Origin of the sequence: Synechococcus sp. N32, assembly GCF_900473895.1 — a bacterium.
GTDB lineage: Bacteria > Cyanobacteriota > Cyanobacteriia > PCC-6307 > Cyanobiaceae > Parasynechococcus.
The window spans coordinates 494,494-515,338 of record NZ_UCND01000015.1; the positions used below are offsets into that span (position 1 = coordinate 494,494).

Here is a 20,845-nt window from a genome sequence, read left to right on the forward strand (position 1 = left end):
TGTTCAGGCGGGGGCTTTTTTATGGATTGGATTTGTTCTTGCGTCGTCGACAACGCTCGGAGCAGTACACAACTTCATCCCAGCAATTTCTCCAGGCTTTGCGCCACTCAAAGGGCCGCTCGCAGACCGGACAGATCTTGCTGGGACGGTTGTTTTTAGAGTTTCCCTTTTTCAAGCAACGGCCTGAACAGGACGCTTGTCGATCACCGAATCAATCAAGCCGTAGTTCACTGCTTCGGTGGGTGACATGAAGAAGTCACGATCGGTGTCCTGCTGAATCCGATCAAGGGGTTGGCCGGTGCGATCGGACAGTTCCTTGTTGAGGCGATCCTTGAGGAAAAGGATTTCGTCTGCCTGAATGCGGATGTCGCTGGCTTGGCCCTGGGCACCACCCAAGGGCTGGTGAATCATGATCCGGGAGTGCTGCAGGCTGCTGCGCTTGCCCTTGGTGCCGGCACAGAGCAGGAAAGCTCCCATGCTTGCGGCGAGGCCGACACACACCGTGTGCACATCCGGTTTGATGTGCTGCATCGTGTCGAAGATGCCGAGGCCGTCGTAAACCGAACCGCCGGGAGAGTTGATGTAGAGATAGATATCTTTCTCGGGATCCTCAGCTTCGAGGAACAACATCTGGGCCACGATCCGGTTGGCGGAGTCACTGGTGACAGCCTCACCGAGAAAGATGATTCGCTCGCGTAGAAGCCGGGAATAAATGTCAAAGGCCCTTTCTCCCCGGCCGGACTCCTCAATCACAATGGGGATCATCTGAGCATCAGCAGGGTCGGGCAATCCTAACTGCGATGTCTGCGGCGCTAGGGTTCCGGCCATTCATTCCTGGACTGCACGTTGGCCGCAAGTCAGACCATCGCCGACAGCAAACGCGCGTTTCATCAGGCCTTTCCCCACGTCATTGCGCCGCTGTACCGCCGCCTTGCTGATGAGCTGCTGGTGGAGCTGCATCTGCTGAGCCATCAAAGTCGGTTTGAAGCTAACGGGCTGTTCAGCGTTGGGCTCTGCACAGTGTTCGACACCTTCACCAAGGGCTATCGGCCTGAAGCGCAGACCGAGGCACTGTTCAGTGCCCTGTGCAGCAGCAATGGCTTCGACGCAGCGAAGCTGCACAAAACCAACGCCTCTCTGGTGGACCAGGCCAAAGGGAAGGATCTCGACAGCCTCAAAAGCTTGCTGTCATCCCACAGCCTCAACGAGGGCAGCCACTACTCGCGTTTGATGGCCGTTGGACTGATGAGCCTGCTCAAGGCGGCTGCAGCAGATGCCACCGGTACGGACACCGAGGCCATCGTCAAACAGAGCAAGGAACTTGCTGAGGGACTCGGTTTGCCAACCGATCGCGTTGAGAAGGACCTAACGCTGTTTGGCTCCAACAGTGAACGGATGGATCAGGCCGTTGAACTGGTGGAAGAGACCATCGCTGCCGAGAAGCGCAAGAAGGAACGTCGCTTGGAAGAGCAGGCTCAACGCACGTCCAGCTGAAGCCGAAGCCATCCGGGCTGCTGCTTCGGCAGTGCCGTCATCTCAAGCTCCAATTGAGGTGCCTTGCCAACCACCCGCGGCCAGCCCGGTCCGAGCCACCCCAACCGAGCCAATTGATCCGGTCGTGCGCGAAGGCGAAGCTGCTGTTGGCCCATCCGTTTCAGCGGATTGCTGCGGAGGTTCGGGGCATCCCCCAGGGCCAGCAGCAACTCCACCTGACCTCGGAGTGCAGGACCCAGTGACCAACCACCTTGCGGATGACCCTGGGGATCCAACCAAACAACGGCCACATGGTTTGAGGGCCGACCATCGGGAGACAACAGGGGACGTTCAACCCGTTGAAACCCGCGCTTCAACAAAGCGGTGGCAACGGCATCAAGACTTCGCTTAGTCATGTCGATTTCACCAGCAGCCAGCATCAACCTGGCTTGAATCGCAGCCTGGAAACGACCACCCTCCAGCGCATCCAGCCGCACAAGGACAGGTGCCTTGAGCAGAACGTCGCGCAACTGCTTCGGCAATCCGTAGCGGCTGTCGAGTTGTTGGGCGAACAGTGAATTGTTGAACAAGGATTCCAGCAGCGGCAGCAGGGAAACGCTGTTGAGCTCCAGGTAAGCCGAAGGCGGATCGAAGCGAACGACATCGGCGTGGTGTTCCGGGTGGTGAGCCTGCAGGGACTCGAAAGGGTCTGGAGGCCACAGGCCCTTCAGCCATCAGACGATCGCCCCGGAGCGCAACACGCAGACAGCCATGCGACACGCTCGCCAAGGCGGGAAAAAGGGAACCGCTGATCGAAGCCAAGCCTGAGGGTTGCCACTGAACGGCCGATCCGCTGGTCAGCAGCCGCAAGCAGCGCTGTTCCAGAGCCGAGGGCTCCCGTCGTTTCAGCGACGGAAGTTGATCAAAACTGCTGCGGTGCAGTTCATCAGCGAACAGCAGATCCAGAGCAGACGAATGCGGTGCGGACGGAAGAGCCAGAAGGGGTTCACCGTCGTCCAACCAAATCAGCCACCAGGTGCCGCGACCATGACGGGCCCAGCGATCAGGAGCTTCCGAAGAACCAAGCCGCTGCTGCCAGAGCTTCGGCACCGGTGCGGCGGGGTCCGCCTCAAAACTCTGAACCAACCGTGCCCGCCGACTGATCTCAAACAGCTCTGCTGTTCCACGGCGATTCAGAGAAGGCGTCTTCAGGCTGGAGGTGGCCAGCAGCAGGGCGGGCAAAAAAAGCACAACCCCAGAAGAAGGGCTGTGCAGGGATGAAGTCCAAGTTGACGTCGGACGGACGGAATCAGGAGGATGACTTGGTTGAACCTTGACGGCGTCGACGGTCTCTCCATTCGATCGTTGAGAGATAGATCACGGCAACGCTGACGAAGACAAGAAGCACAGCTGCCGTGACCGCCAGGGTCTGGCTGAGAAGGGGTGCGTCTTGAAGCACAGATTCGATCAGAAGTTCAGGGTGCCGTCACCATTGCGTCCCCAGACGACCATGGCGATGGAGAAACTGAACATGGCGGCCAAGGACGCCCAACCCAGAGTGAACAACATGCGCTTGACCACTTGACTGTCTGGATCCTACCTAGGGTTGGGCACCTTTTCGTCCGCCCGAAGGCATCTGTCATGACCAGCTCCAGCCCAGGTTCATCAGCAGTGCTGGAGCGTCAGGGAACAACACAGCGCTACCCCCAGGCTCGCGTGATCGTTCTGGACGACGATGTGAACACCTTCCAGCACGTGGTGGATTGCCTGCGCAAGATCATTCCCGGCATGAGTGAGGACAAGGCATGGAACCTCGCCAACAAGATTGATGGGCAGGGTGCGGCTGAAGTTTGGTGCGGTCCCCTGGAGCAGGCCGAGCTGTACCACCAGCAGCTTCAGGCCGAGGGCTTAACGATGGCCCCTCTGGAACGCTGCTGAGTCAGGCCGCCGGCTTACGGCTGGCTTTGGTGAGGCGCAGCAGATCAGCCACCTGCAAACGCTGCAGCTGCTCGTCCATCACGAAACGCACCACCCGGCCAGGGCACAAGGCCAGGCCCCGAACCTCCGTTCCGTGCACCTCAGCGGTGAGCATGCGGGTCTGGGGGCCGCAGGCATCTTGCAGCGGTCCGCTGATCACGTGGCGGAGAGCGTCTACTGATTTCAGCATCACAGCCCCGGAGCGCTCTCTCTGGCATAGCCAAAGTGGCTAACTTTCACCAGTTCTAGGGTTTTCGTTCAGCTTTGGGCCGGGTCGTCATCACCCACAGCACCTATGTGGACGGCTTGATCCCATGGCTGAAGGCCCTGTCCCACGAGACGGAGATCCAGACGATCACCCCTGCCGTGATAAGCCGGGTGCGTGGCCGCAGTCCTGAACTGCAGCTGAGGGTGTCCACCCCGATCACAGGGGGATACAAGCTGGTGGCCCGCAAGGGGACATCCGCCCAGGAAGTCTTCGTGGTGACGTCGATGAGTCGGCCAGACCTGGAACAGGCCGTCCTGCATCACCGCCCCTGAAGGCGATTGCCTGACTCAAACCCAGCAGCGCGACAGGCCTGAGGATGACCATCGGCAACGCTGGGATCTCGGGCACAGAGTTCAGCCCAATCGGATCGGCGGAAACATTGGGGAAGGATGGCCCGGCATGCGACTTCAGCGTCATCCGGCAAAAAGGTGACAGCGTCAGCAGCGGGGCTGCCGAAACAACCCACAAGCAGTGCGCTTGCCACCAGGCCGAAAACGGATGAGAAGAAAGAAACCTGCACGGAAAGATGAACAATGAAGCGATGCGGAAAATTGATTCTCAACAACACCGACAGCCAACCAACTCAATGGGAGAACGAAATGGGCTCCCTCAATCCATGCACAGTTGCATCAAAAAGTGGCATCAACAAGTGACATCAACCAGCGGCATCAATCATTGGAGTCAGATGCAGGAATCTTGAATTCCATGAACAGCGCCTCAGCATCAGCATAATCTTTCTTTTCGCGCAAATAAAAGACCTGAGCTTTCCACCAATCCCAGGTTTCCATTTGAATCAGTTCGTCCAGGCGTGGATCACGCATCTCAGCACTGCAACCAAACAAACGCTAAGAACAGGAAAAGCGCTGACAAGCTTTGTTCACACAGCCGTAAGCATCATCGACTACACAACTGCACAGGGGTAGCCTTGAAGGCTGCAGCGATCGATCCATGCCCCTCGAAATTGCCGTCAAACAAGGGCAACAAACGATGGAGAGCATGGGCGGTTTCGACGACCTCGAAGACGCTTTGACCGAATTCAACGAATTGATCAACCGTCGAAACTGGCATCAGAGCGTGACCACCATCTCGCTGACCGACACCGGTAAAGACAAATGCCTCGCCCAGTACGCGCTCCAGGAGTTCAACCACTCCGAAAACTAGCCCCACCAAAAATCTCCACTCCAAGCCAGACGAACGTATCTAGAGTGCAATAAGAGCGAAAAATTTCAGCATGAATGGCAAGCTACTGGTGATTAGCATCGGCTCATTCTTCCTTCTGTTTTTTGTGGTCGAGTCTTGGCTGATGAGGGGCCTGCCCCACTAACAAAGCAGAGACGTTTTAGAGCAGAACCTAGAGAGAAGACAAAAAAGTCATCCGGTAAACCAAGTCCAAAAAACAAACTTTCAGAATATTGACGCAGAAACTTGGAGATATTGGTTTTGTGATGGCTTGGCGAAGTCCAAGGCACCCACAACATTGATCAAGCGAAGGGGGTGAACCGCCATGCCGTGCGAGCCCCAGTGGTCGACCTGGAAGAACCAGAAGGGGCGACAAAGTGGGGTTTCGTTTCCGGCTGCATGGCCGGTCTACGTCACCGTCACGACAGTCTCCCCAAGTCGAAAGAGAGTCAGATCAGAGCACTAGAAAAAGGCCGTCACCAACACAGCAGTTCGCTACCAACCCTAGTCCTGACTCTCGCTCTCGAGGGGCCAGATCCGGCGAATGGCGGCAAGTGCTGACTCAGCCTCATCGCGCCGCTTGAGGAGCGTGTCACCCTCAAGCAGCAGCGTCACGTGCCCCAACTTGCGGCCCGGTGTTTCCGGTGACTTGCCGTACCAGTGCAGGTGAAGCCCCGGCACGGCCTCCAGGGACTCAAGCCGCTGATCCAAAGGAGGATGACGCTCGGGGTCGAGGCCGAGCAGGTTGACCATCAAGGCACCACGGCTTTTGAGCTCGGGATCAGGCACGGGAAGACCAGCCGCGATGCAGAGCTGCTGATCGAACTGACTGCTGGTGCAGGCCTCGATCGAGAAATGCCCGGAATTGTGGGTGCGTGGAGCAATTTCATTCACCTGCAGGCCAGCGGGCCCATAGAAAAACTCCAGAGCCAGCACCCCCACATAGCCGAGCTTCGTCATCAGAGAGGCCGCCACGTTGTAAGCCAGCGCAGCCACCGAAGGATCCACGGGAGCAGGGGCCAGAACCCAGTCACAGACTTGTTGATGTTGGTGGGTTTGCACCAGCGGAAAATGGCGGATGCGGCCGCGCTGATCGCGGCTGACCACGAGAGCCAACTCCAGCTCGTAGTCCACCCAGGATTCCAACAGCCAGTCGTCGGCAGGGACCGCCCGCAACAACTGCGCCAGGCCATCGATGTCGCGCAACACCACCGTGCCCTTGCCGTCGTAACCACCACGGGAGGCCTTGGCCATCACCGGAAAGGTCCAGCCCTGAGGAAGCGCGGGCTGGGCCGGTGAAATCAAACTGAGCGGACACCAGGGCGGGCTCGGGATCGCCAGATCGTCGAGCAGCTGGCGCTGCGACAACTTGTCGACCAGGGGCGAAAGCGCAGCAAGCGAGGGCTGGAAACGAACCCCCTGCTGCTCCAGCGGCTGAAGGGCATCGATATTGACCCACTCGTTCTCGAAGGTGATGCCGTCACAACCCACCACCAGCTCCCGGGTTCCTGCCACATCCCGGGGATCCGCTGCCACGAGGCGCGAGGCCAAACCAGCCGCGGGATCAGCTGCATCGGACGTTTGAACAGCGATGGGAACATCGCGTTGCGCGGCGGCCTGCACAAGCATCCGTGCCAGCTGACCACCTCCAACAACGCCGATCATCGTGTCCGAGCTGATGTCCGCAGCTTGCCAGTTTGCAGGGCCGATGACAGCGTCAGATCAGGGGGCGATCGCCGGCAAAGGCCAACCGAATCATGGTGAACAGCAACACCAACAGGAACAGCGCCAGGCCCAGGGTGCAGGCGTAGCTGATCTCCAATTCGGCAAAGGCCTGGTCGTACACGTAATAAACGATGGTTCGGGTGGCATCCGCAGGACCTCCCTGGGTCATCAGGAACACTTCCTCGAACACCTTCGTGGCCGCGATCGACGACACCACAGCGACCAAGGTCACGTAGGGACTCATCAAGGGCAGGGTTATGTCGAGATGCTTTCTCCAGCCCTCGCTGCCATCCAGCTCCGCAGCCTCATAGAGCTCCTGGGGAATGCCCTGCAGACCCGCCAGAAAAATCACCATGTAATAGCCAAGCCCCTTCCAGAGGGTCACCAACATCACGGCGGGCAGGGCCAGCTGCGGCGTGGTGAGAAAACCAATCGGGCTGAAGGCATCACCGAGCAGGGCACTCAACCATCCATTGATCAGTCCGTTCTCGGCATACAGCCAGCGAAAGGCGATGGCTGCAACAACGATCGACACCAGCACCGGCGTGTAAAAGGCGCCCCGCAGAAAAGACCGACCGGGCAGCCCCTGGTTGACCAGCACCGCCAGCGCCAGCGCCCCCAGAACGATGGGAGGCACCACACCAACCAGATAAAGGAAGGTGGTGACCAGCACCTGCCGCGCCATCGGATCCGACAGCAGGCGCTCCAGGTTGGCCAAACCAACAAAACGCAGGGGTTCACTGACATCCAGCCCCGTGGCGGTGAAACTCATCACCAGAGCCATCAGGGCCGGCAACAGCACCGACAAACTGATCAGGACCACAGCCGGCAACAGGAACGCCCAGGCCGAAAGGGAGTTGCGCACTGATCTTTCGCGCACAGGACCAGCGACACTGTTGCGAGAGTAGGTGGGTTCCAACGGTTTCATGACCACAATCACCCCGTTGCATCACATCCGCGTTGCGCTGGAGCGCAACCCCTACGACGTGGTGATTGGAGACGGCAGCCTGGCCAGGCTTGGGCAGCAGATGCTGGACGCTGGAGTGCAGGCGGGTCGGCGTGTGCTTGTGGTCAGCAATCAGGATGTCGCCAGCCCCTATGGCGACGCCTGCCTGAACAGCCTCAGAGCGGCAGGTTTCAGTGTGGAACTGTTGGTGATTGACGCCGGCGAAACCCAGAAGACACCAGCCACGGTGGCGGAAATCCACGATGCGGCTTACAACGCCAATCTCGAACGCAGCTCCTTGATGGTGGCCCTCGGCGGCGGCGTTGTGGGGGACATGACCGGCTTTGCGGCAGCCACCTGGCTGCGGGGCATCCAGGTGGTGCAGGTGCCCACAACCCTGCTGGCCATGGTGGACGCGTCGATCGGTGGCAAGACCGGGGTTAACCATCCCCGCGGCAAAAACCTGATCGGCGCCTTTCACCAGCCGCGGCTGGTGTTGATCGATCCCTCCACCCTGAACACCCTGCCCGAACGCGAGTTCCGGGCCGGCATGGCTGAGGTGATCAAATACGGAATCCTCGGTGACACGGCGCTGTTCGAGGAACTGGAGGCCTGCCCCGACCCGAGCACGCCCGCTGGGCTTGGATCGGAACGCCTGAGCTCGATCCTGCAGCGATCGGCCGCGGCCAAGGCCCGGGTGGTGGCCGCCGATGAAAAGGAGGGTGGCTTACGCGCGATCCTCAACTACGGCCATACCTTCGGCCATGTGGTGGAGACCCTCTGCGGATATGGCACCTGGCTGCATGGCGAGGCGGTCGCCATTGGCATGGTGGCCGTGGGTGAACTTGGCGTGCTGCAGGGCAGCTGGAGTCGCGACGACGCCGAGCGCCAACGCCGACTGATCGACAGCGCCGGACTCCCCACCGCCTGGCCCGATCTCGCCGCCGATGCGGTTCTGGACAGCTTGCAGGGGGACAAAAAGGTGCGCGACGGTCGCCTGCGCTTCGTGATGCCCACCAGCATAGGAACCGTAGAGATTCGCGATGACGTCAGTCGGGACGAGATCCTCAGCTGCCTTGAGCGCCTGAAAGACTGAAGCCGTCTTCCGGCAACCCGCGCAGGTAGGTGAGCCAGCGGAACGCACCGAGCCCCGCGGGGTCCACCAGGCGAAGCAGGGCTTCACGCCGTTGCAGGGCTTCCGCCAACTGTTGGCCCGGTAGCTGCTGCAGTCCATGCAGACGCTCTGCAAGCCCCAAGGCCAGCAGGGCCTCACCCTGCTTCGCCTTATCACCCACCATCCAACCGTTGCGCTGAGCCGCTTCATCCACGACTTCGATACAGAGGTGGGCCGTGAGGTCCTGCCCGCCGGGCTGATCCAAGGGCGACAGCCCCGCCTGCTGAGCGCAAACAGCCATCAAGGTGCCGTCGGAGCGCCGGGCTGTGAAATAACGCTGGGCCTCCAGGGCGTAATCAATCACCAGCAGCACGCCGGCATCCACGGCAGCCGCCGCCGCAGCGAACCAGTCGGGCAATGCAGTGTTCCACTCCGTGGTCCAACCCTCTTCGGCATCGGGTGGCGGCAACTGAATGCCGCCTTGGCTGCACACACGCCTGATCTCCTGGTGCAAACCATCGGGGAGAGGCCGATGCGTCGTTTGCAGCTCACCGTTTTGGTTGAGCTCCACCCACTGCTGCAGGAGGGATCCCTGCCGCCAGATCAAGCGCTCCACCGGGAGGGCATCCAGCAACTCATGGGCGATCACCACCCCATGAACCGAAGCGCTGCCCAACGCGTCCAGGGAACACCAGCGCAGCGGCAGATCGTCTGCTTCCTCCAGCAGAGCCTGTTGCCGCCATCGCATGCCGGGATTGGCCTCCACCAACACCAATTCGATCCGAGCCAACAGCTCTGGATCAGCACCACGCAATGCAGCAACGAGATCCCGGGCCAGATGGCCTTCGCCAGGGCCGATTTCCACGATCGACAGGCGTTGATCAGGATCACTTCGGGACATCGACGTCAGCCAGGCCAGGATCTGAGGAGCCAGAAGGGCTGCAAAATCACTGCCCAGCGAGGGGGAGGTGACGAAATCACCCTGGGCTCCGATGCGTGCACGGCCTGAGCCGTAATACCCGTGCTCCGGCTCATTCAGAGCCAGATCCATGAACCGGGAAAACGGAACGGCACCCCCCGCCTGATGCAGATGCGTTGCCAACCAGTCGGGACAGGACGCAGCCATCGGTTCCATTGGAGAGAATGCCGGTCGCTGCAGCAGTTCCATGGGAACACATCACATCCAACATCTGTGGAGCCTCGTCGTGGTGGCTCTGGTCAGCCTGGGTGTACTGGTGACCCCGGCTGAGGCCTACGACAACCCGGAGCTGCTGCCGGATCACCCCACCCCGGTGATCGACCTCGCCAAGGTGTTCAGTGACACCCAGCGGGCCCAGCTGGAGGCATCTCTGGCAGATGTGGAGAAACGCACCGGCTGGAAGATGCGGGTGTTGACCCAGTACGAACGCACACCGGGTCTGGCCATTCGCGAGTTCTGGGGGCTGGATGAAAGCAGCCTGCTGCTGGTGGCCGACCCCCGCGGCGGGAACCTGCTGAACTTCAACGTTGGCGATGCCTACTTCGCGATGATGCCGCGCACTTACTGGGTGGAGCTGCAGACCCGCTACGGCAACCAGTACTACGTGAAGGATCACGGCGAAGACGGCGCCGTGCTGGATGCCCTCAATGCGGTGGAAATCTGTCTGGACCGTGGTGGCTGTCAGGTGGTTCCTGGCCTTCCTCAGGAACAGTGGCTTTGGACGCTGACCACCTCAATCTTTGGCGGTTTGATTGCTGGCTTTGCGGCTTATCCCCGCAAGGAGGGCGAAACCATCGCCTGGGCCTGGTTGCTGCTGCTCTCACCGCTGTGGGTGATGCTGTTCGGCGTCTTCGGCGTTGCTCCTGTGATCACACGAACATCTGAAGTGATGCCCCTGCTGCGCAATGGGGTCGGTTTCCTGGCGGGAGGGATCGCCGCGTATCTGATCGCCCAGGCCACCGTTGGCAGGAAACTTCAGAACGACGCCGACGGCTGAGGAACGTCGAGAAACGTGAATGCCGTCAGAGCCGGGTGGCGCATTCAATGCGCGACCCAGTGCAAAGGGCCGGAGGGGGAGTGACGAGCGCCTGGCGCTTGACGTCACGCAGACGCCGCAACTCTGCGAGGTTCACCTCATAGAAAGAACGCAGACGTGCGTATTTCTTGACGGGTTGGCCGTAGTAGCTGCGACCGGCGAGGGTGGGAAACGACGCCCATTCCGGAGCCAGCATGGCGGCGAGCAGCGGGCTGAGGACGCCGGTGTCGGTCAGACCCAGGGCTTTGCGCCGCTGAATCAGAAACAACGCGCCCTGGTCCTGAGCCTCAGGGCCGAAACCGCGCACGCCGATGCTGCGCTGAACCAGATTCCAGGTGAAGGGCATGAACTGGTAAGCCCCCGCAGCTGCACTGGCGTAGCGGGAGCTGTAGATCACCCGGTTGGGATGCCGGTCGAGGGAAGGCATCAAGCCACCGCCGAACATCACCCGATAGCCCACATCCAGACCACCTTTCCAGGTGCCTTCCGCAAAACGGATCGTGTTGAGCATCGCCCGACGTTCGGGCGTAATCACGTAGGGAATGGCCCGGCTGGGCTGGAAGTCAGAGGTATGGATCAGCTGCGCCCGAGAGGCGGGGGGGAGCAGGCTCGCCTGGGCAGGAAGAAGGGAACTGAGGGCAGGCAGAACTCCGACGATCACGGCCGCATGAAGCGTCTGACGACCGATGAATGCAGAGATAGCCATAAAGAGCGTTCAAGGAGCATGCCCTCGAAAGAGGACGATGAGCAGATCAGAAGCGGATGAAATGCTCGAGCGGATAAAAATTTCCACACAGGGTGACTTTCTCGAATTAAAGGCTCAAATCAATAGGTATATATGCCAGTCAAATAATCGGCCAGACCACTATCAGGCAGGCAAATCAGCTCAAAAAGGTGATGAAAAAGACCAAAAATTAAAAACGACTTGCAACCCAACCCACCAGTGCCAGAGCGGCTTCTTCAGCCCCTGATGCAGAAAGAGGGGCTTCGCTTGGCGCCAACAACGGCTGGTCCAGCTGCCATGCGCCGGTGTCCAGCTCCTGACGGCTGAGGCAACGGTGCTGGCCGTGGCGACGCAAACCATCCATCAGCGCCGAAGCTTCGGCAAATCCGCTGCGCTCCACCACGTGCATCCCAACCCCTAGGGCCATCGCCTCGCAAAAGCTGCTGAAACCCGGCTTGCCCAGAAAACGGGAGCAACGGCCGAGCACATCGACGGGGCGCAGCCCATCCGGCAGAAAAGTGAGGTTGGTGAGCGCCGCCAACTCAGGCGCTTGCGAGGCATCTGCTGACGCCGGAAGCAGGAAATGGTGGTTGGGCCAGAGCTGAAACAGATCCCGCGAAAGGGACAAGCCCAGGCCTCCAAACCCCACCAACACCAGGGGAGCATCCTGGGCATCAAGGCAAGCCTCAAGATCCGCCGGAATGGGCCGCGGGCTGGCGCAAACCAAACCGAGCCTCTGTTCAGGCAACCCCCAGTGCATGGCGAGGTCAAACGGGCAGCGCAGCAACAGATCACCGCAGCGGTAGGCCTCAGCAGCAGCATCGGCCCAGCGTTGGAAGGCAGAGCCCAAGGGGCGATAGATGTCATCCCACCCGAAATTGCTCATCCACACCAGAGGTGCATCGAGGCGCTGGGCCAGGGCGGCTGCGGCCGGGGGAATGTCCCCGATGATCAACACCGGCTGCCCCTGCGACGCAAGCCAGAGAGCCTCAGCCTCGATCAGGGCCGGCAGTCGTTGCTCCAGCTCATCCAGGGCCCTGAGGGTGGTGGCGCAATCCACACCGAGCGCGTCGGCCTGCACCATGCCCACATCCCATTGACAGGACCGCTGCTCAATCGCTGCATCCCCCAACAGCAGGTTGAGTACGGGGGAGGGCAGACCCGAGCTCATCACCAAGGTCCATTCAGGACGCAGGCGGCGCAGTAGCTGGAGCACCGCAGCATCGCGAGCCGCATGGCCGAAGCCATGGCTGCTGCTGCAGAAATAGATCAGCACGGCAACGGAGCATCGATCGGCAACTGCTCCTGATGGATCAACTCAGCATCGGGGGTGTACCAGCGATGGGCGAGCTGCGTGAGGCGGGCCCCCTGGAATTCAACCCAGGAGAAATGCAGCAACGTTCGACCTTGCCCATCCACACCTGAACGGGGCACACAGGCGGCATTGATCAGCGCGGTTCCATGGCGATGACGCAACAGGGTCTGGCGGAAACCAGAGCCGCGCTTGAGGGCATGGTGCATATGCCCAAAGATCACCAGATCGGCAGGTCGGTCTTTGGCCATGCGGTCCAGGGCAAGGGCCAGATCCTGATCACCCCAGTCCACTGCCGGCGTCTTCCAGTCGCGTCCGCAGGGACTGGCGGCCTCGGATCCCAAGCCTGAGGGACCGCAGTGGGCCATGACGATCAGGGGCTGATCAGCGGGTACATCAGCTGCGGCCTGCACAATCCGCTCGGCTGAAGCCTCAAGCGACACCGAGCCGTACACCGCCTCCACCGCTTTCGATAGGTGAAAACCTCCACCAGCACTGCATGGACGCGCACCCACAACCGTCAACGGAAGCTCCGGCCATTGAATTGAGCGCCAGGCGCAATGGAGATCGCCGAGCACAGCGCGTTGTTGCTCGAGGATGCCGCCACTGCGATCACGCCCGCGGTCGTGGTTCCCCAGGATCACGGCCACGGGGAAGGGAAGCCGCGTGATCCGGCGCGTCAGACGCAGATCCCCATCAGCAAGATCACCAACGAAAAGAACAGCGTCGGGCTTGAGCCGCTGCAGCAGCTGCTCATCCGCGTCGCCCCAGGCGCCGTGGAGATCACCGGCTATGGCAAGTCGCAGGTGCTTCAGAGCGAATGCCTAGGCTGTGGCCATCCTGCCCCGAACCGGTCCTGATGAGCGCTGACACCGCCCTTGTTGCGGCGATCAACCGGCTTCGCCAGGACCGCAATGCCGTGATCCTGGCGCACTACTACCAGGAGCCGGAGATTCAGGACATCGCCGATTTCGTTGGTGACTCCCTGGAGCTGTCGCGCAAGGCCGCCAGCACCGATGCAGACGTGATCGTGTTCTGCGGCGTGCACTTCATGGCGGAGACCGCCAAGATTCTTACTCCGGAAAAGACGGTGGTGCTGCCGGATCTGGAGGCCGGATGCTCTCTGGCGGACGACTGCCCCGCCGATGAGTTCGCCCGCTTCCGGGCAGAGCACCCCGACCACTTCGTGGTGAGCTACATCAACTGCACGGCCGCAGTGAAGGCGCAAAGCGATCTGATCTGCACCAGCAGCAATGCCGTTGATCTGGTGAATCAGCTGCCTGCCGACCAGCCCGTTCTGTTCGCACCCGATCAGAACCTGGGGCGCTGGGTTCAGCAACAGAGCGGTCGCGAGCTGACCCTCTGGCCGGGACGCTGCATCGTTCACGAGACCTTTAGCGAAGAAGCCGTGCTGGCCCTCAAGCACGAACATCCCGGGGCTGAAGTGATCGCCCACCCCGAGTGCCAGCAGAATCTGCTGGACCTGGCGGATTTCATTGGATCCACCAGCAAGCTGTTGAATTACGCCGAACAAAGCTCCTGCAACAGCTTCATCGTTCTTACGGAACCGGGGATCCTGCATCAGATGCAGCAGCGTGTTCCTGAAAAAACCCTGCTCGACGTTCCAGGGATCGATGGATGCAGCTGCAATGCCTGCCCCTACATGCGGCTCAACACCCTTGAAAAACTGAAGGCATGCCTGGAGACCCTCACGCCTGCGATCGAGATGGATGAATCGATGCGTCTGAAGGCCATGAAACCCATGCAGCGCATGCTCGAAATGAGCCGGTGACGCGCTAACAGATCAAAGAACGACGCGGTACGCGAATAAATTTTCGACAATCCAACCCCTGCGATCATGGCCCCCGTCATCCAGCCCAAGGGCATCAGGGTTCTGACCTTGATGGCAGCGATGGCGGGGACGTTGTACACCGCAGCGACTGCACAACCGTGGAACCAACCAATTCCTGAACCCGCAACGGAGTCCACAGCACAAACAATCAAGTTGGCCGAGCAACTCAACACGGTGGGCGCCAGGTTTTTTGGAGCCCATTGGTGCCCCGCCTGCAAAGAACAGATGAAGCTCTTCGGCAAACAGGCCGGAGCCAACCTGAACTACGTGGAATGCGATCTGCCCGACAAGTACCCGGACCAGCTCAGGCAGTGCAGGGATGAAAACATTCGGTCCATCCCCACCTGGACACGGCCCGGGTCAACACGGCTCCAGGGTGTTCAATCGATCAACACCCTGGAGCGCTGGAGTGGCCTGAGGCCTCAGCCACTGAATTGATTACTTCTTACGGCAATAGCCAGCGCCAACATTCATCCAGCCGGAGGGGCAGGCTTCACCGTTGGTGGGCTTCATCTCGTAATTAATGGGAGACACACAAGTGGTGCCCAGGGTGTTGACATAACCCAGGGGGCATTGGTTGTGGCCTTGGGCCTTGGGAATCTTTTTCTGAGCCAAAGCGGAACTGGGCGCAGCCAGGGCTGAAACAAACAGAGCGGCAGCGAGCAGCTTCATGGCAAGCGGGTCGAACGCGCTCAAGGTATGGGCCTTTCAGACTGTCTGCAGCGATCGGTGGCGGAGCTTGATCGAACGCACACCGGAGGGGTTGTATTGCCGTGCCGCGAAGGCCTGGGTCGACCCATGGCGTCCGGTTCCCCGGGCCCTGATCACCCACGCCCATGCCGACCACGCCCGCCCCGGATGCGGGGAGTACTGGGCCGTGGCCTCCAGTGAAGGGGTGCTGCGCCAGAGGCTCGGCAAAGACATCACCCTTCACCCAGTGGCTTACGGCGAAGAACACTGGCTGGGGCAATGCAAGGTGTCGTTTCACAGCGCCGGACACGTGCTCGGTTCGGCGCAGATCCGTCTGGAATCAGAGGGTGAGGTGTGGGTGGTCAGTGGGGATTACAAAAGGGATGACGATCCCAGCTGTGACCCCTTCGAACCAGTGCGCTGCGACGTGTTGATCACCGAAGCCACCTTCGGAATGCCGATCTATCGCTGGCAAAGCGGTGAGCAGGTGGCCGAGGAGATCCATGCCTGGTGGAGCCGTGATCGCAGCAGACCATCCCTGCTGTTCTGCTATGCCTTCGGCAAAGCCCAACGCTTGCTGGCTGAACTGAAGGCCATCGGCGTGGAGGAGGAGGTGCTGCTGCACGGCGCTGTTGAAACCGTGACCCGCCACTACCGCGAGGCAGCGGTTCCGATGACCCCCAGCCGTCCCGTCAGCGAACTGCCCCGAAAGGATCCGCTCGAAGGGCGGTTGATCCTGGCGCCACCGTCGGCCCATCGCTCCAGCTGGATGCGTCGCTTCAAGTCACCCCAAACCGCCTTTGCCTCCGGCTGGATGGCGGTGCGCGGAGCCCGTCGACGGCGGGGCTATGAGCGGGGATTCGTGCTCAGTGATCACGCCGACTGGCCTGGGCTGATCCAGACCGTTCGTGACAGCGGCGCCCGCAAGGTGTACGTCACCCATGGGCAAAGCGACGTTCTGGCCCGTTACCTGCGGGAGGTGGAGGGTGTGGATGCGGAGCCGCTGGAGACCTTGTTCGAAGGGGAGGCGGACTAGAACTTGGCGATGCCGTCAGGCAGATCGGGGAGGTTGAGATTCGCCTGACGACCTTCAATCGCAGCATTGAGTGACTCAATCATCATGGCGTTGCCGCTGTCTTTAACGGCTTCAAGCGCCTTCTGCAGTCGACGTTGACGGTCGGAAGGATCCTCCGCTGTTTCCGGAACAGACACAGGAGTCGCCACGGCAGTTGCTGACTCAGTGGCGCGGACAGTGTCCAGTTGTTGCGCGAGGTTGTCCCAGAGGAGCGCCATCCGGCTGATTCAGGAAGCTGTCGCTCAGATCAACACAGGTCTCCGCCGGATTTCCAGCACTGCTCACAAAATGTCTTGTCAGGATGGCAGGGCTTTCCATCCATCCCGTTCCAGCGCGCATGCGTGCCTTTCAGAACCTGTTCAATCAGTTGGATCAGGTCACGGGCACCAAGGCCAAGGTGCAAGCGCTGGTGGATCACTTTCAGGGGGTCGAACCAGAGGAGTCGGCCTGGGCGTTGACGCTGCTGCTGGGCAAGCGCCGCAGGCGCCTAATCACCGGTCGCCGACTCCGCGACATCCTGCGGGACCGCGGTGGTCTTCCGGATTGGCTGATCGACGACTGCTACGGCCAGGTGGGCGACTCAGCTGAAACCATCAGCCTGCTCTGGCCCGCCGTGCAAGAGCGCGTCGAAGCAAGCGATCCGGATCTGCCCAGCGGTGATGGAGACATGCCCCTGAGCTGGTGGATGGACACCCTGCTGCCGGCCATCAGCACCAGAAGCGACGACGATCAAGCCAATGCCGTGATCTGGCTCTGGCACCGAACCCCGCTCGACCAGCACTTCATCGTTAATAAGTTGCTCACTGGGGGATTCCGTGTCGGCGTGTCGACGGGCTTGATCAGCCGGGCCATCGCCGAAGCGTTTGATCTCGAAGAAAGCCTTGTGGTGCAACGGCTGATGGGCGGCTTTGAGCCCTCCGCAGAGCGCTTCAGGCAACTCACCGCCTGCGCAACGACGGATGAACACCGTTCCAGCGGCACCCCCTACCCCTTCTATCTCGCCAGTCCCCTGGAACCCGAACGACTGCTGGAGACATCGGCAAGCGATTGGCAACTGGAGTGGAAATGGGATGGAATCCGCGGTCAGCTGATTCATCGCGGCTCCGGCGTCTACCTCTGGAGCCGGGGAGAAGAGCTGGTCAACGAGAGCTTCCCTGAACTTGTGGAGGTGGCCAAGGCCTTGCCATCCGGCAGCGTTCTGGACGGCGAGCTGATCTGCTGGCAACAGGACGCCGCCGAACCGCTTGGCTTTGATCAGCTGCAACGACGACTGGGCCGCAAAAGCGTTGGAGCAACGTTGAAACGGGATTGCCCGATGCGGTTCATCGCCTACGACCTGCTGGAACATCAAGGCGTCGACATCCGCCAGCAGGGATTACGGCAGCGCCAGCAGCAGCTGGCGGCACTGCTGGGCAGCATCAACCATCCCGAGTCGTGGCGGCTGAAGCAGAGCCCGTCCTGGTCGATCGACTCCTGGGAGGAACTGGAGACACAGCGCAACCAGGCCCGTCAGCACAACGCCGAAGGGCTGATGATCAAACAGGCGGAATCGCCCTATCTGAGCGGCCGCAAACGGGGCAACTGGTGGAAACACAAGCTGGAGCCGATGACCCTCGATGCGGTGCTCCTCTATGCCCAGGCCGGCAGTGGGCGTCGCGCCAACCTCTTCACCGACTACACCTTCGGCCTCTGGACCAACGCTGAAGAGCCGCAGTTGGTGACCTTCGCCAAGGCCTATTCCGGCCTCAACGATGCCGAAATCCTCGAGCTGGACCGCTGGATCCGACGCAACACCCTGCAGCGCTTCGGGCCGGCACGGTCCCTGAAAACCGAGCTGGTGTTTGAAATCGGCTTTGAGGGCATCCACCCCTCAAAACGCCACAAATCCGGCATCGCCGTCCGTTTTCCGCGCATCCTGCGCTGGCGACGCGACAAACCCGCCGATGAAGCGGATTCACTCCAGACCGCGATGGCATTGATCGAGAACCGCTGATGGCAGCTTCAGAAAAGAAGGCAAAAGCGAAGGCGAGGCCAAAGCCAACAACCAACGACCCTCGCTTGGAGCCGATTCATGACTGGTTCGCGCAAAGGAACTGGACACCGCTGCCGTTTCAGCAGCAGACCTGGAGCGCCTATCTGGCGGGGCGGAATGGCTTGATCCAGGTACCCACAGGATCTGGCAAAACCTTCGCCGCCGTGATGGGACCGATCGCGCGGATGTTGGCGGAGGAGCAGCCGTTGAAGGGAATACGACTGCTCTACATCACGCCCTTGCGGGCCCTCAGCCGCGACTTGTCGCTGGCGATCCGCGAACCGATCGAGGCGATGGGCTGGCCGATTCGGGTGGGCATCCGCAATGGCGACAGCAGCAGCAGCGAACGCACCAAACAGCTCAAGGCACCACCACAGATTCTGGTGACGACTCCGGAGTCCCTCGCCCTGCTGATGAGCAATGCCAAGGCCGAAGCGCTGTTTGTCCAACTCGAGACGGTGATCCTCGATGAATGGCACGAGTTGATGGGCAGCAAACGGGGCAGCCAGACGGAGCTGTGCCTGAGCTGGTTGCGCCAGCTGCGCCCCCAGCTCCAGACCTGGGCCATCAGTGCCACCATCGGCAACCTCGAGCAGGCAGCGCGCCATGCCCTGGGAACGGCAAGTGAGCCACAGCTGATCGGAGGCGCTCCTGCCCGCAGCACGGAGATTCAGAGCATCCTTCCGGAGACGATCGATGGCTTCCCCTGGGCCGGACACCTCGGGTTGCGGATGTACGAGGAGCTGGTGGCACGCCTCAATCCCGGCATCAGCACCTTGCTGTTCACCAACACCCGCAATCAGTCGGAGCGGTGGCACCAGTGCCTGCGCTTCGCCTGCCCGGAAATGGAGGAGGGGTTGGCCCTCCACCACAGCGCCATTGATCGCAGCGAGCGGGAAGCGATCGAAGCCTCCGTGAAGGCCGGCGGCATTCGTTGGGTGGTCTGCACCAGCTCCCTGGACCTCGGGGTGGACTTCCAACCCGTGGAACAGGTGGTGCAGATCGGCAGTCCGAAGAATCTGGCGCGACTGCTGCAGCGGGCGGGGCGGTCAGCGCACTTGCCCGGCGGAACATCCCAGGTGCTGTTCATGCCCACCAATGCGCTCGAGCTACTCGAACTCAGTGCTGTGCGTCGGGGACTGGCGGAGGGGCTGGTGGAACAACGCAAGCCGCCGAAAGCCCCTCTGGATGTGCTGCTGCAGCACCTCACGGGGTTGGCCTGCGGCCCTGGCTTCCATCCGGAGCAGACCTTGCAGGCCGTGCGCAGCTGTGCGGCCTATGCCGAGCTGAGCCAGGAGGATTGGGACTGGTGCATGCTGTTTCTGGAGCAGGGCGGAGAGTGCCTCGGTGCCTACCCCCGCTACCGCAAGCTCGAGTGGGAGGAGACAAGCCAGCGCTACCGGGTTCGCGAGAAAGCCATCGCCCGGCTGCACCGTCTCAACGTTGGAACGATCACGGCCGCACCAGCGATCACCGTGCGCTTTGTTCGTGGTGCCGTGCTCGGCCATGTGGAGGAGACCTTCATCAGCCAGCTGAAGCCGAAGGATGTGTTCTTCTTCTCCGGCCGCCAGCTGGAATTCGTGCGGCTGCGCGACATGACCGCCTACGTGAAGGTGAGCACAAAGAAAACGCGCACGGTGCCTGCCTGGGCTGGGGGGCAGATGGCTCTCTCCGATCTGCTGACTCATCACCTGCGTCTTGAGGTGGACCGCGCCAGCCGTGGTGATCTCGACAACGCTGAACTTCAGGCTCTGAAGCCCCTGTTTGATCGGCAACAGGACATCTCGGTGTTGCCGACGGTGGGACAGCTGCTGATTGAGACCTGTCGCACCCGGGAAGGCACACATCTGTATGCCTACCCCTTTGAAGGGCGGTTCGTGCATGAGGGCATCGGCTTCCTCTGGGCGTCGCGGCTCACCCGTCTGGAGCGGGGCACGATCACGGTGTCGGTGAACGACTACGGCTTTGAGCTGTTGGCACCGAAGAGCTACCCCATGGCGGAGTTGCTGGAAGACCACATCGATCTGCTGCTCGATCGCCAAAAGCTGGAGCGGGATCTGAAGAACGCACTGAATCTTTCCGAGCTGCAACGGCGACGCTTCCGCGCCATCGCCCAGATCGCAGGCCTGATGAACCGGGGATTTCCGGGATCGAGCAAAAGCACCGGTCAGCTTCAGATCAGTGCATCGCTGCTGTTCGATGTGTTCAGCCGCCATGAGCCGAACAACCGCTTGCTGCTGCAGGCGCAGCAGGAGGTGCTCGATGACCAGTTGGAGATCTCACGCCTGGAGGCGGCCTTGGAGCGCGCTGCAAGCCAGGAATGGCTGCACGTTGAAACTCCGCGGCCCAGCCCATTGGCCTTTCCACTGTTGGTGGAACGGCTGAACAACAGGATGAGCAATGAATCCGTTTTGGAGCGGGTTCAACGGATGAAGGACGAGGCGATCAGGCGCGAGGGGTAGC

At 61.0% G+C, this 20,845-nt stretch carries 26 protein-coding genes and 1 other RNA gene; 11 read left to right on the forward strand and 16 right to left on the reverse strand.

Annotated features, from left to right (window positions below):
* Positions 1-19: 19 nt before the first annotated feature.
* Together DXY35_RS11170 and clpP are read right to left on the reverse strand one after the other, a co-directional pair.
* On the reverse strand, positions 20-175 hold the full coding sequence (locus tag DXY35_RS11170) for a DUF2256 domain-containing protein (protein WP_115082339.1): 156 nt from the start codon (positions 173-175) through the stop codon (positions 20-22).
* A complete protein-coding gene (clpP, locus tag DXY35_RS11175) occupies positions 172-765 on the reverse strand; it encodes an ATP-dependent Clp endopeptidase proteolytic subunit ClpP (RefSeq protein WP_114989260.1) in 594 nt (197 codons plus the stop codon). Before clpP ends, DXY35_RS11170 begins: the two co-directional genes overlap by 4 nt.
* 81 nt (positions 766-846) lie before the next feature.
* Between clpP and psb29 the strand changes: the two genes are divergently transcribed.
* Positions 847-1,494: a photosystem II biogenesis protein Psp29 gene (gene psb29, locus DXY35_RS11180; protein WP_115082340.1), complete on the forward strand. Its 648-nt coding sequence runs from the start codon at positions 847-849 to the stop codon at positions 1,492-1,494.
* On the opposite strand, the gene DXY35_RS11185 is transcribed toward psb29, so the two are convergent.
* Together DXY35_RS11185 and petN are read right to left on the reverse strand one after the other, a co-directional pair.
* Positions 1,476-2,063, reverse strand: coding sequence for a hypothetical protein (locus DXY35_RS11185; protein ID WP_137006743.1), 588 nt, complete (start codon positions 2,061-2,063; stop codon positions 1,476-1,478). The genes psb29 and DXY35_RS11185 overlap by 19 nt on opposite strands.
* An 877-nt stretch (positions 2,064-2,940) precedes the next feature.
* Positions 2,941-3,042 carry a cytochrome b6-f complex subunit PetN gene (gene petN, locus DXY35_RS11195; protein WP_011364412.1) on the reverse strand — a complete coding sequence of 34 codons (102 nt, stop codon included), beginning with the start codon at positions 3,040-3,042 and terminating at the stop codon, positions 2,941-2,943.
* A gap of 72 nt (positions 3,043-3,114) precedes the next feature.
* Here petN and clpS point away from each other — a divergent pair, with 72 nt between their 5' ends.
* The gene (gene clpS / locus DXY35_RS11200; RefSeq protein WP_114989263.1) at positions 3,115-3,411 is read left to right on the forward strand and encodes an ATP-dependent Clp protease adapter ClpS; all 297 of its coding nucleotides are present in this window, start codon (positions 3,115-3,117) and stop codon (positions 3,409-3,411) included.
* Position 3,412: 1 nt separating this feature from the next.
* On the opposite strand, the gene DXY35_RS11205 is transcribed toward clpS, so the two are convergent.
* Positions 3,413-3,640 carry a hypothetical protein gene (locus tag DXY35_RS11205; protein ID WP_115082343.1) on the reverse strand — a complete coding sequence of 76 codons (228 nt, stop codon included), beginning with the start codon at positions 3,638-3,640 and terminating at the stop codon, positions 3,413-3,415.
* 74 nt (positions 3,641-3,714) lie between these two features.
* Between DXY35_RS11205 and DXY35_RS11210 the strand changes: the two genes are divergently transcribed.
* The gene (locus DXY35_RS11210; protein WP_006851066.1) at positions 3,715-3,990 is read left to right on the forward strand and encodes a DUF2103 domain-containing protein; all 276 of its coding nucleotides are present in this window, start codon (positions 3,715-3,717) and stop codon (positions 3,988-3,990) included.
* Here the strand turns inward: DXY35_RS11210 and DXY35_RS11215 are convergent.
* Entirely contained in the window at positions 3,978-4,202 is a 225-nt protein-coding gene (locus DXY35_RS11215; protein ID WP_137006744.1) for a hypothetical protein, read from the reverse strand. The genes DXY35_RS11210 and DXY35_RS11215 overlap by 13 nt on opposite strands.
* A 184-nt stretch (positions 4,203-4,386) precedes the next feature.
* Positions 4,387-4,539: a hypothetical protein gene (locus tag DXY35_RS12840; protein ID WP_170950607.1), complete on the reverse strand. Its 153-nt coding sequence runs from the start codon at positions 4,537-4,539 to the stop codon at positions 4,387-4,389.
* A gap of 127 nt (positions 4,540-4,666) precedes the next feature.
* On the opposite strand from DXY35_RS12840, the gene DXY35_RS11220 reads away from it, so the two are divergent.
* On the forward strand, positions 4,667-4,879 hold the full coding sequence (locus DXY35_RS11220; protein ID WP_115082345.1) for a hypothetical protein: 213 nt from the start codon (positions 4,667-4,669) through the stop codon (positions 4,877-4,879).
* A gap of 331 nt (positions 4,880-5,210) precedes the next feature.
* On the opposite strand, the gene ssrS is transcribed toward DXY35_RS11220, so the two are convergent.
* From ssrS to DXY35_RS11235, 3 genes are all read right to left on the reverse strand, one after another.
* A non-coding RNA gene (ssrS, locus tag DXY35_RS11225) (6S RNA) lies at positions 5,211-5,394 on the reverse strand.
* A 7-nt stretch (positions 5,395-5,401) separates the two neighbouring features.
* Positions 5,402-6,562 (reverse strand): 5-(carboxyamino)imidazole ribonucleotide synthase, encoded by a 1,161-nt coding sequence (locus tag DXY35_RS11230; protein ID WP_115082346.1) that lies wholly within the window; start codon positions 6,560-6,562, stop codon positions 5,402-5,404.
* Between the two features lie 52 nt (positions 6,563-6,614).
* Positions 6,615-7,487 (reverse strand): carbohydrate ABC transporter permease, encoded by an 873-nt coding sequence (locus DXY35_RS11235; RefSeq protein WP_170950608.1) that lies wholly within the window; start codon positions 7,485-7,487, stop codon positions 6,615-6,617.
* Positions 7,488-7,548: 61 nt separating this feature from the next.
* Here DXY35_RS11235 and aroB point away from each other — a divergent pair, with 61 nt between their 5' ends.
* Positions 7,549-8,664, forward strand: coding sequence for a 3-dehydroquinate synthase (aroB, locus tag DXY35_RS11240; RefSeq protein ID WP_115082348.1), 1,116 nt, complete (start codon positions 7,549-7,551; stop codon positions 8,662-8,664).
* Here the strand turns inward: aroB and DXY35_RS11245 are convergent.
* On the reverse strand, positions 8,636-9,808 hold the full coding sequence (locus DXY35_RS11245; RefSeq protein ID WP_244273124.1) for a class I SAM-dependent methyltransferase: 1,173 nt from the start codon (positions 9,806-9,808) through the stop codon (positions 8,636-8,638). The genes aroB and DXY35_RS11245 overlap by 29 nt on opposite strands.
* Before the next feature lie 40 nt (positions 9,809-9,848).
* On the opposite strand from DXY35_RS11245, the gene DXY35_RS11250 reads away from it, so the two are divergent.
* On the forward strand, positions 9,849-10,658 hold the full coding sequence (locus DXY35_RS11250; RefSeq protein ID WP_115082350.1) for a TPM domain-containing protein: 810 nt from the start codon (positions 9,849-9,851) through the stop codon (positions 10,656-10,658).
* 25 nt (positions 10,659-10,683) lie between these two features.
* Here DXY35_RS11250 and DXY35_RS11255 read toward each other — a convergent pair whose 3' ends face one another.
* From DXY35_RS11255 to DXY35_RS11265, 3 genes are all read right to left on the reverse strand, one after another.
* Positions 10,684-11,403 (reverse strand): glycoside hydrolase family 104 protein, encoded by a 720-nt coding sequence (locus tag DXY35_RS11255; RefSeq protein ID WP_115082351.1) that lies wholly within the window; start codon positions 11,401-11,403, stop codon positions 10,684-10,686.
* A 208-nt stretch (positions 11,404-11,611) separates the two neighbouring features.
* Positions 11,612-12,697 carry a hypothetical protein gene (locus tag DXY35_RS11260; RefSeq protein ID WP_115082352.1) on the reverse strand — a complete coding sequence of 362 codons (1,086 nt, stop codon included), beginning with the start codon at positions 12,695-12,697 and terminating at the stop codon, positions 11,612-11,614.
* Positions 12,691-13,539 carry a TIGR04168 family protein gene (locus tag DXY35_RS11265; RefSeq protein WP_170950635.1) on the reverse strand — a complete coding sequence of 283 codons (849 nt, stop codon included), beginning with the start codon at positions 13,537-13,539 and terminating at the stop codon, positions 12,691-12,693. Before DXY35_RS11265 ends, DXY35_RS11260 begins: the two co-directional genes overlap by 7 nt.
* A gap of 53 nt (positions 13,540-13,592) precedes the next feature.
* On the opposite strand from DXY35_RS11265, the gene nadA reads away from it, so the two are divergent.
* Complete coding sequence (gene nadA / locus DXY35_RS11270; protein ID WP_115082354.1) at positions 13,593-14,525, forward strand: quinolinate synthase NadA; 933 nt, start codon at positions 13,593-13,595, stop codon at positions 14,523-14,525.
* A gap of 66 nt (positions 14,526-14,591) precedes the next feature.
* Positions 14,592-15,023: a hypothetical protein gene (locus DXY35_RS11275; RefSeq protein WP_115082355.1), complete on the forward strand. Its 432-nt coding sequence runs from the start codon at positions 14,592-14,594 to the stop codon at positions 15,021-15,023.
* On the opposite strand, the gene DXY35_RS11280 is transcribed toward DXY35_RS11275, so the two are convergent.
* A complete protein-coding gene (locus DXY35_RS11280) occupies positions 15,024-15,257 on the reverse strand; it encodes a hypothetical protein (protein WP_115082356.1) in 234 nt (77 codons plus the stop codon).
* 67 nt (positions 15,258-15,324) lie between these two features.
* Between DXY35_RS11280 and DXY35_RS11285 the strand changes: the two genes are divergently transcribed.
* Positions 15,325-16,311: a ligase-associated DNA damage response exonuclease gene (locus DXY35_RS11285; protein WP_115082357.1), complete on the forward strand. Its 987-nt coding sequence runs from the start codon at positions 15,325-15,327 to the stop codon at positions 16,309-16,311.
* Here the strand turns inward: DXY35_RS11285 and DXY35_RS11290 are convergent.
* Positions 16,308-16,568 carry a hypothetical protein gene (locus DXY35_RS11290; RefSeq protein ID WP_115082358.1) on the reverse strand — a complete coding sequence of 87 codons (261 nt, stop codon included), beginning with the start codon at positions 16,566-16,568 and terminating at the stop codon, positions 16,308-16,310. The genes DXY35_RS11285 and DXY35_RS11290 overlap by 4 nt on opposite strands.
* Before the next feature lie 119 nt (positions 16,569-16,687).
* Between DXY35_RS11290 and DXY35_RS11295 the strand changes: the two genes are divergently transcribed.
* Together DXY35_RS11295 and DXY35_RS11300 are read left to right on the forward strand one after the other, a co-directional pair.
* Positions 16,688-18,343, forward strand: a complete 1,656-nt coding sequence (locus DXY35_RS11295) for an ATP-dependent DNA ligase (protein ID WP_115082359.1) — start codon at positions 16,688-16,690, stop codon at positions 18,341-18,343.
* Entirely contained in the window at positions 18,343-20,844 is a 2,502-nt protein-coding gene (locus DXY35_RS11300) for a ligase-associated DNA damage response DEXH box helicase (RefSeq protein ID WP_115082360.1), read from the forward strand. The genes DXY35_RS11295 and DXY35_RS11300 overlap by 1 nt, the downstream gene beginning before the upstream one ends.
* The last annotated feature ends 1 nt before the right edge of the window (position 20,845 follow it).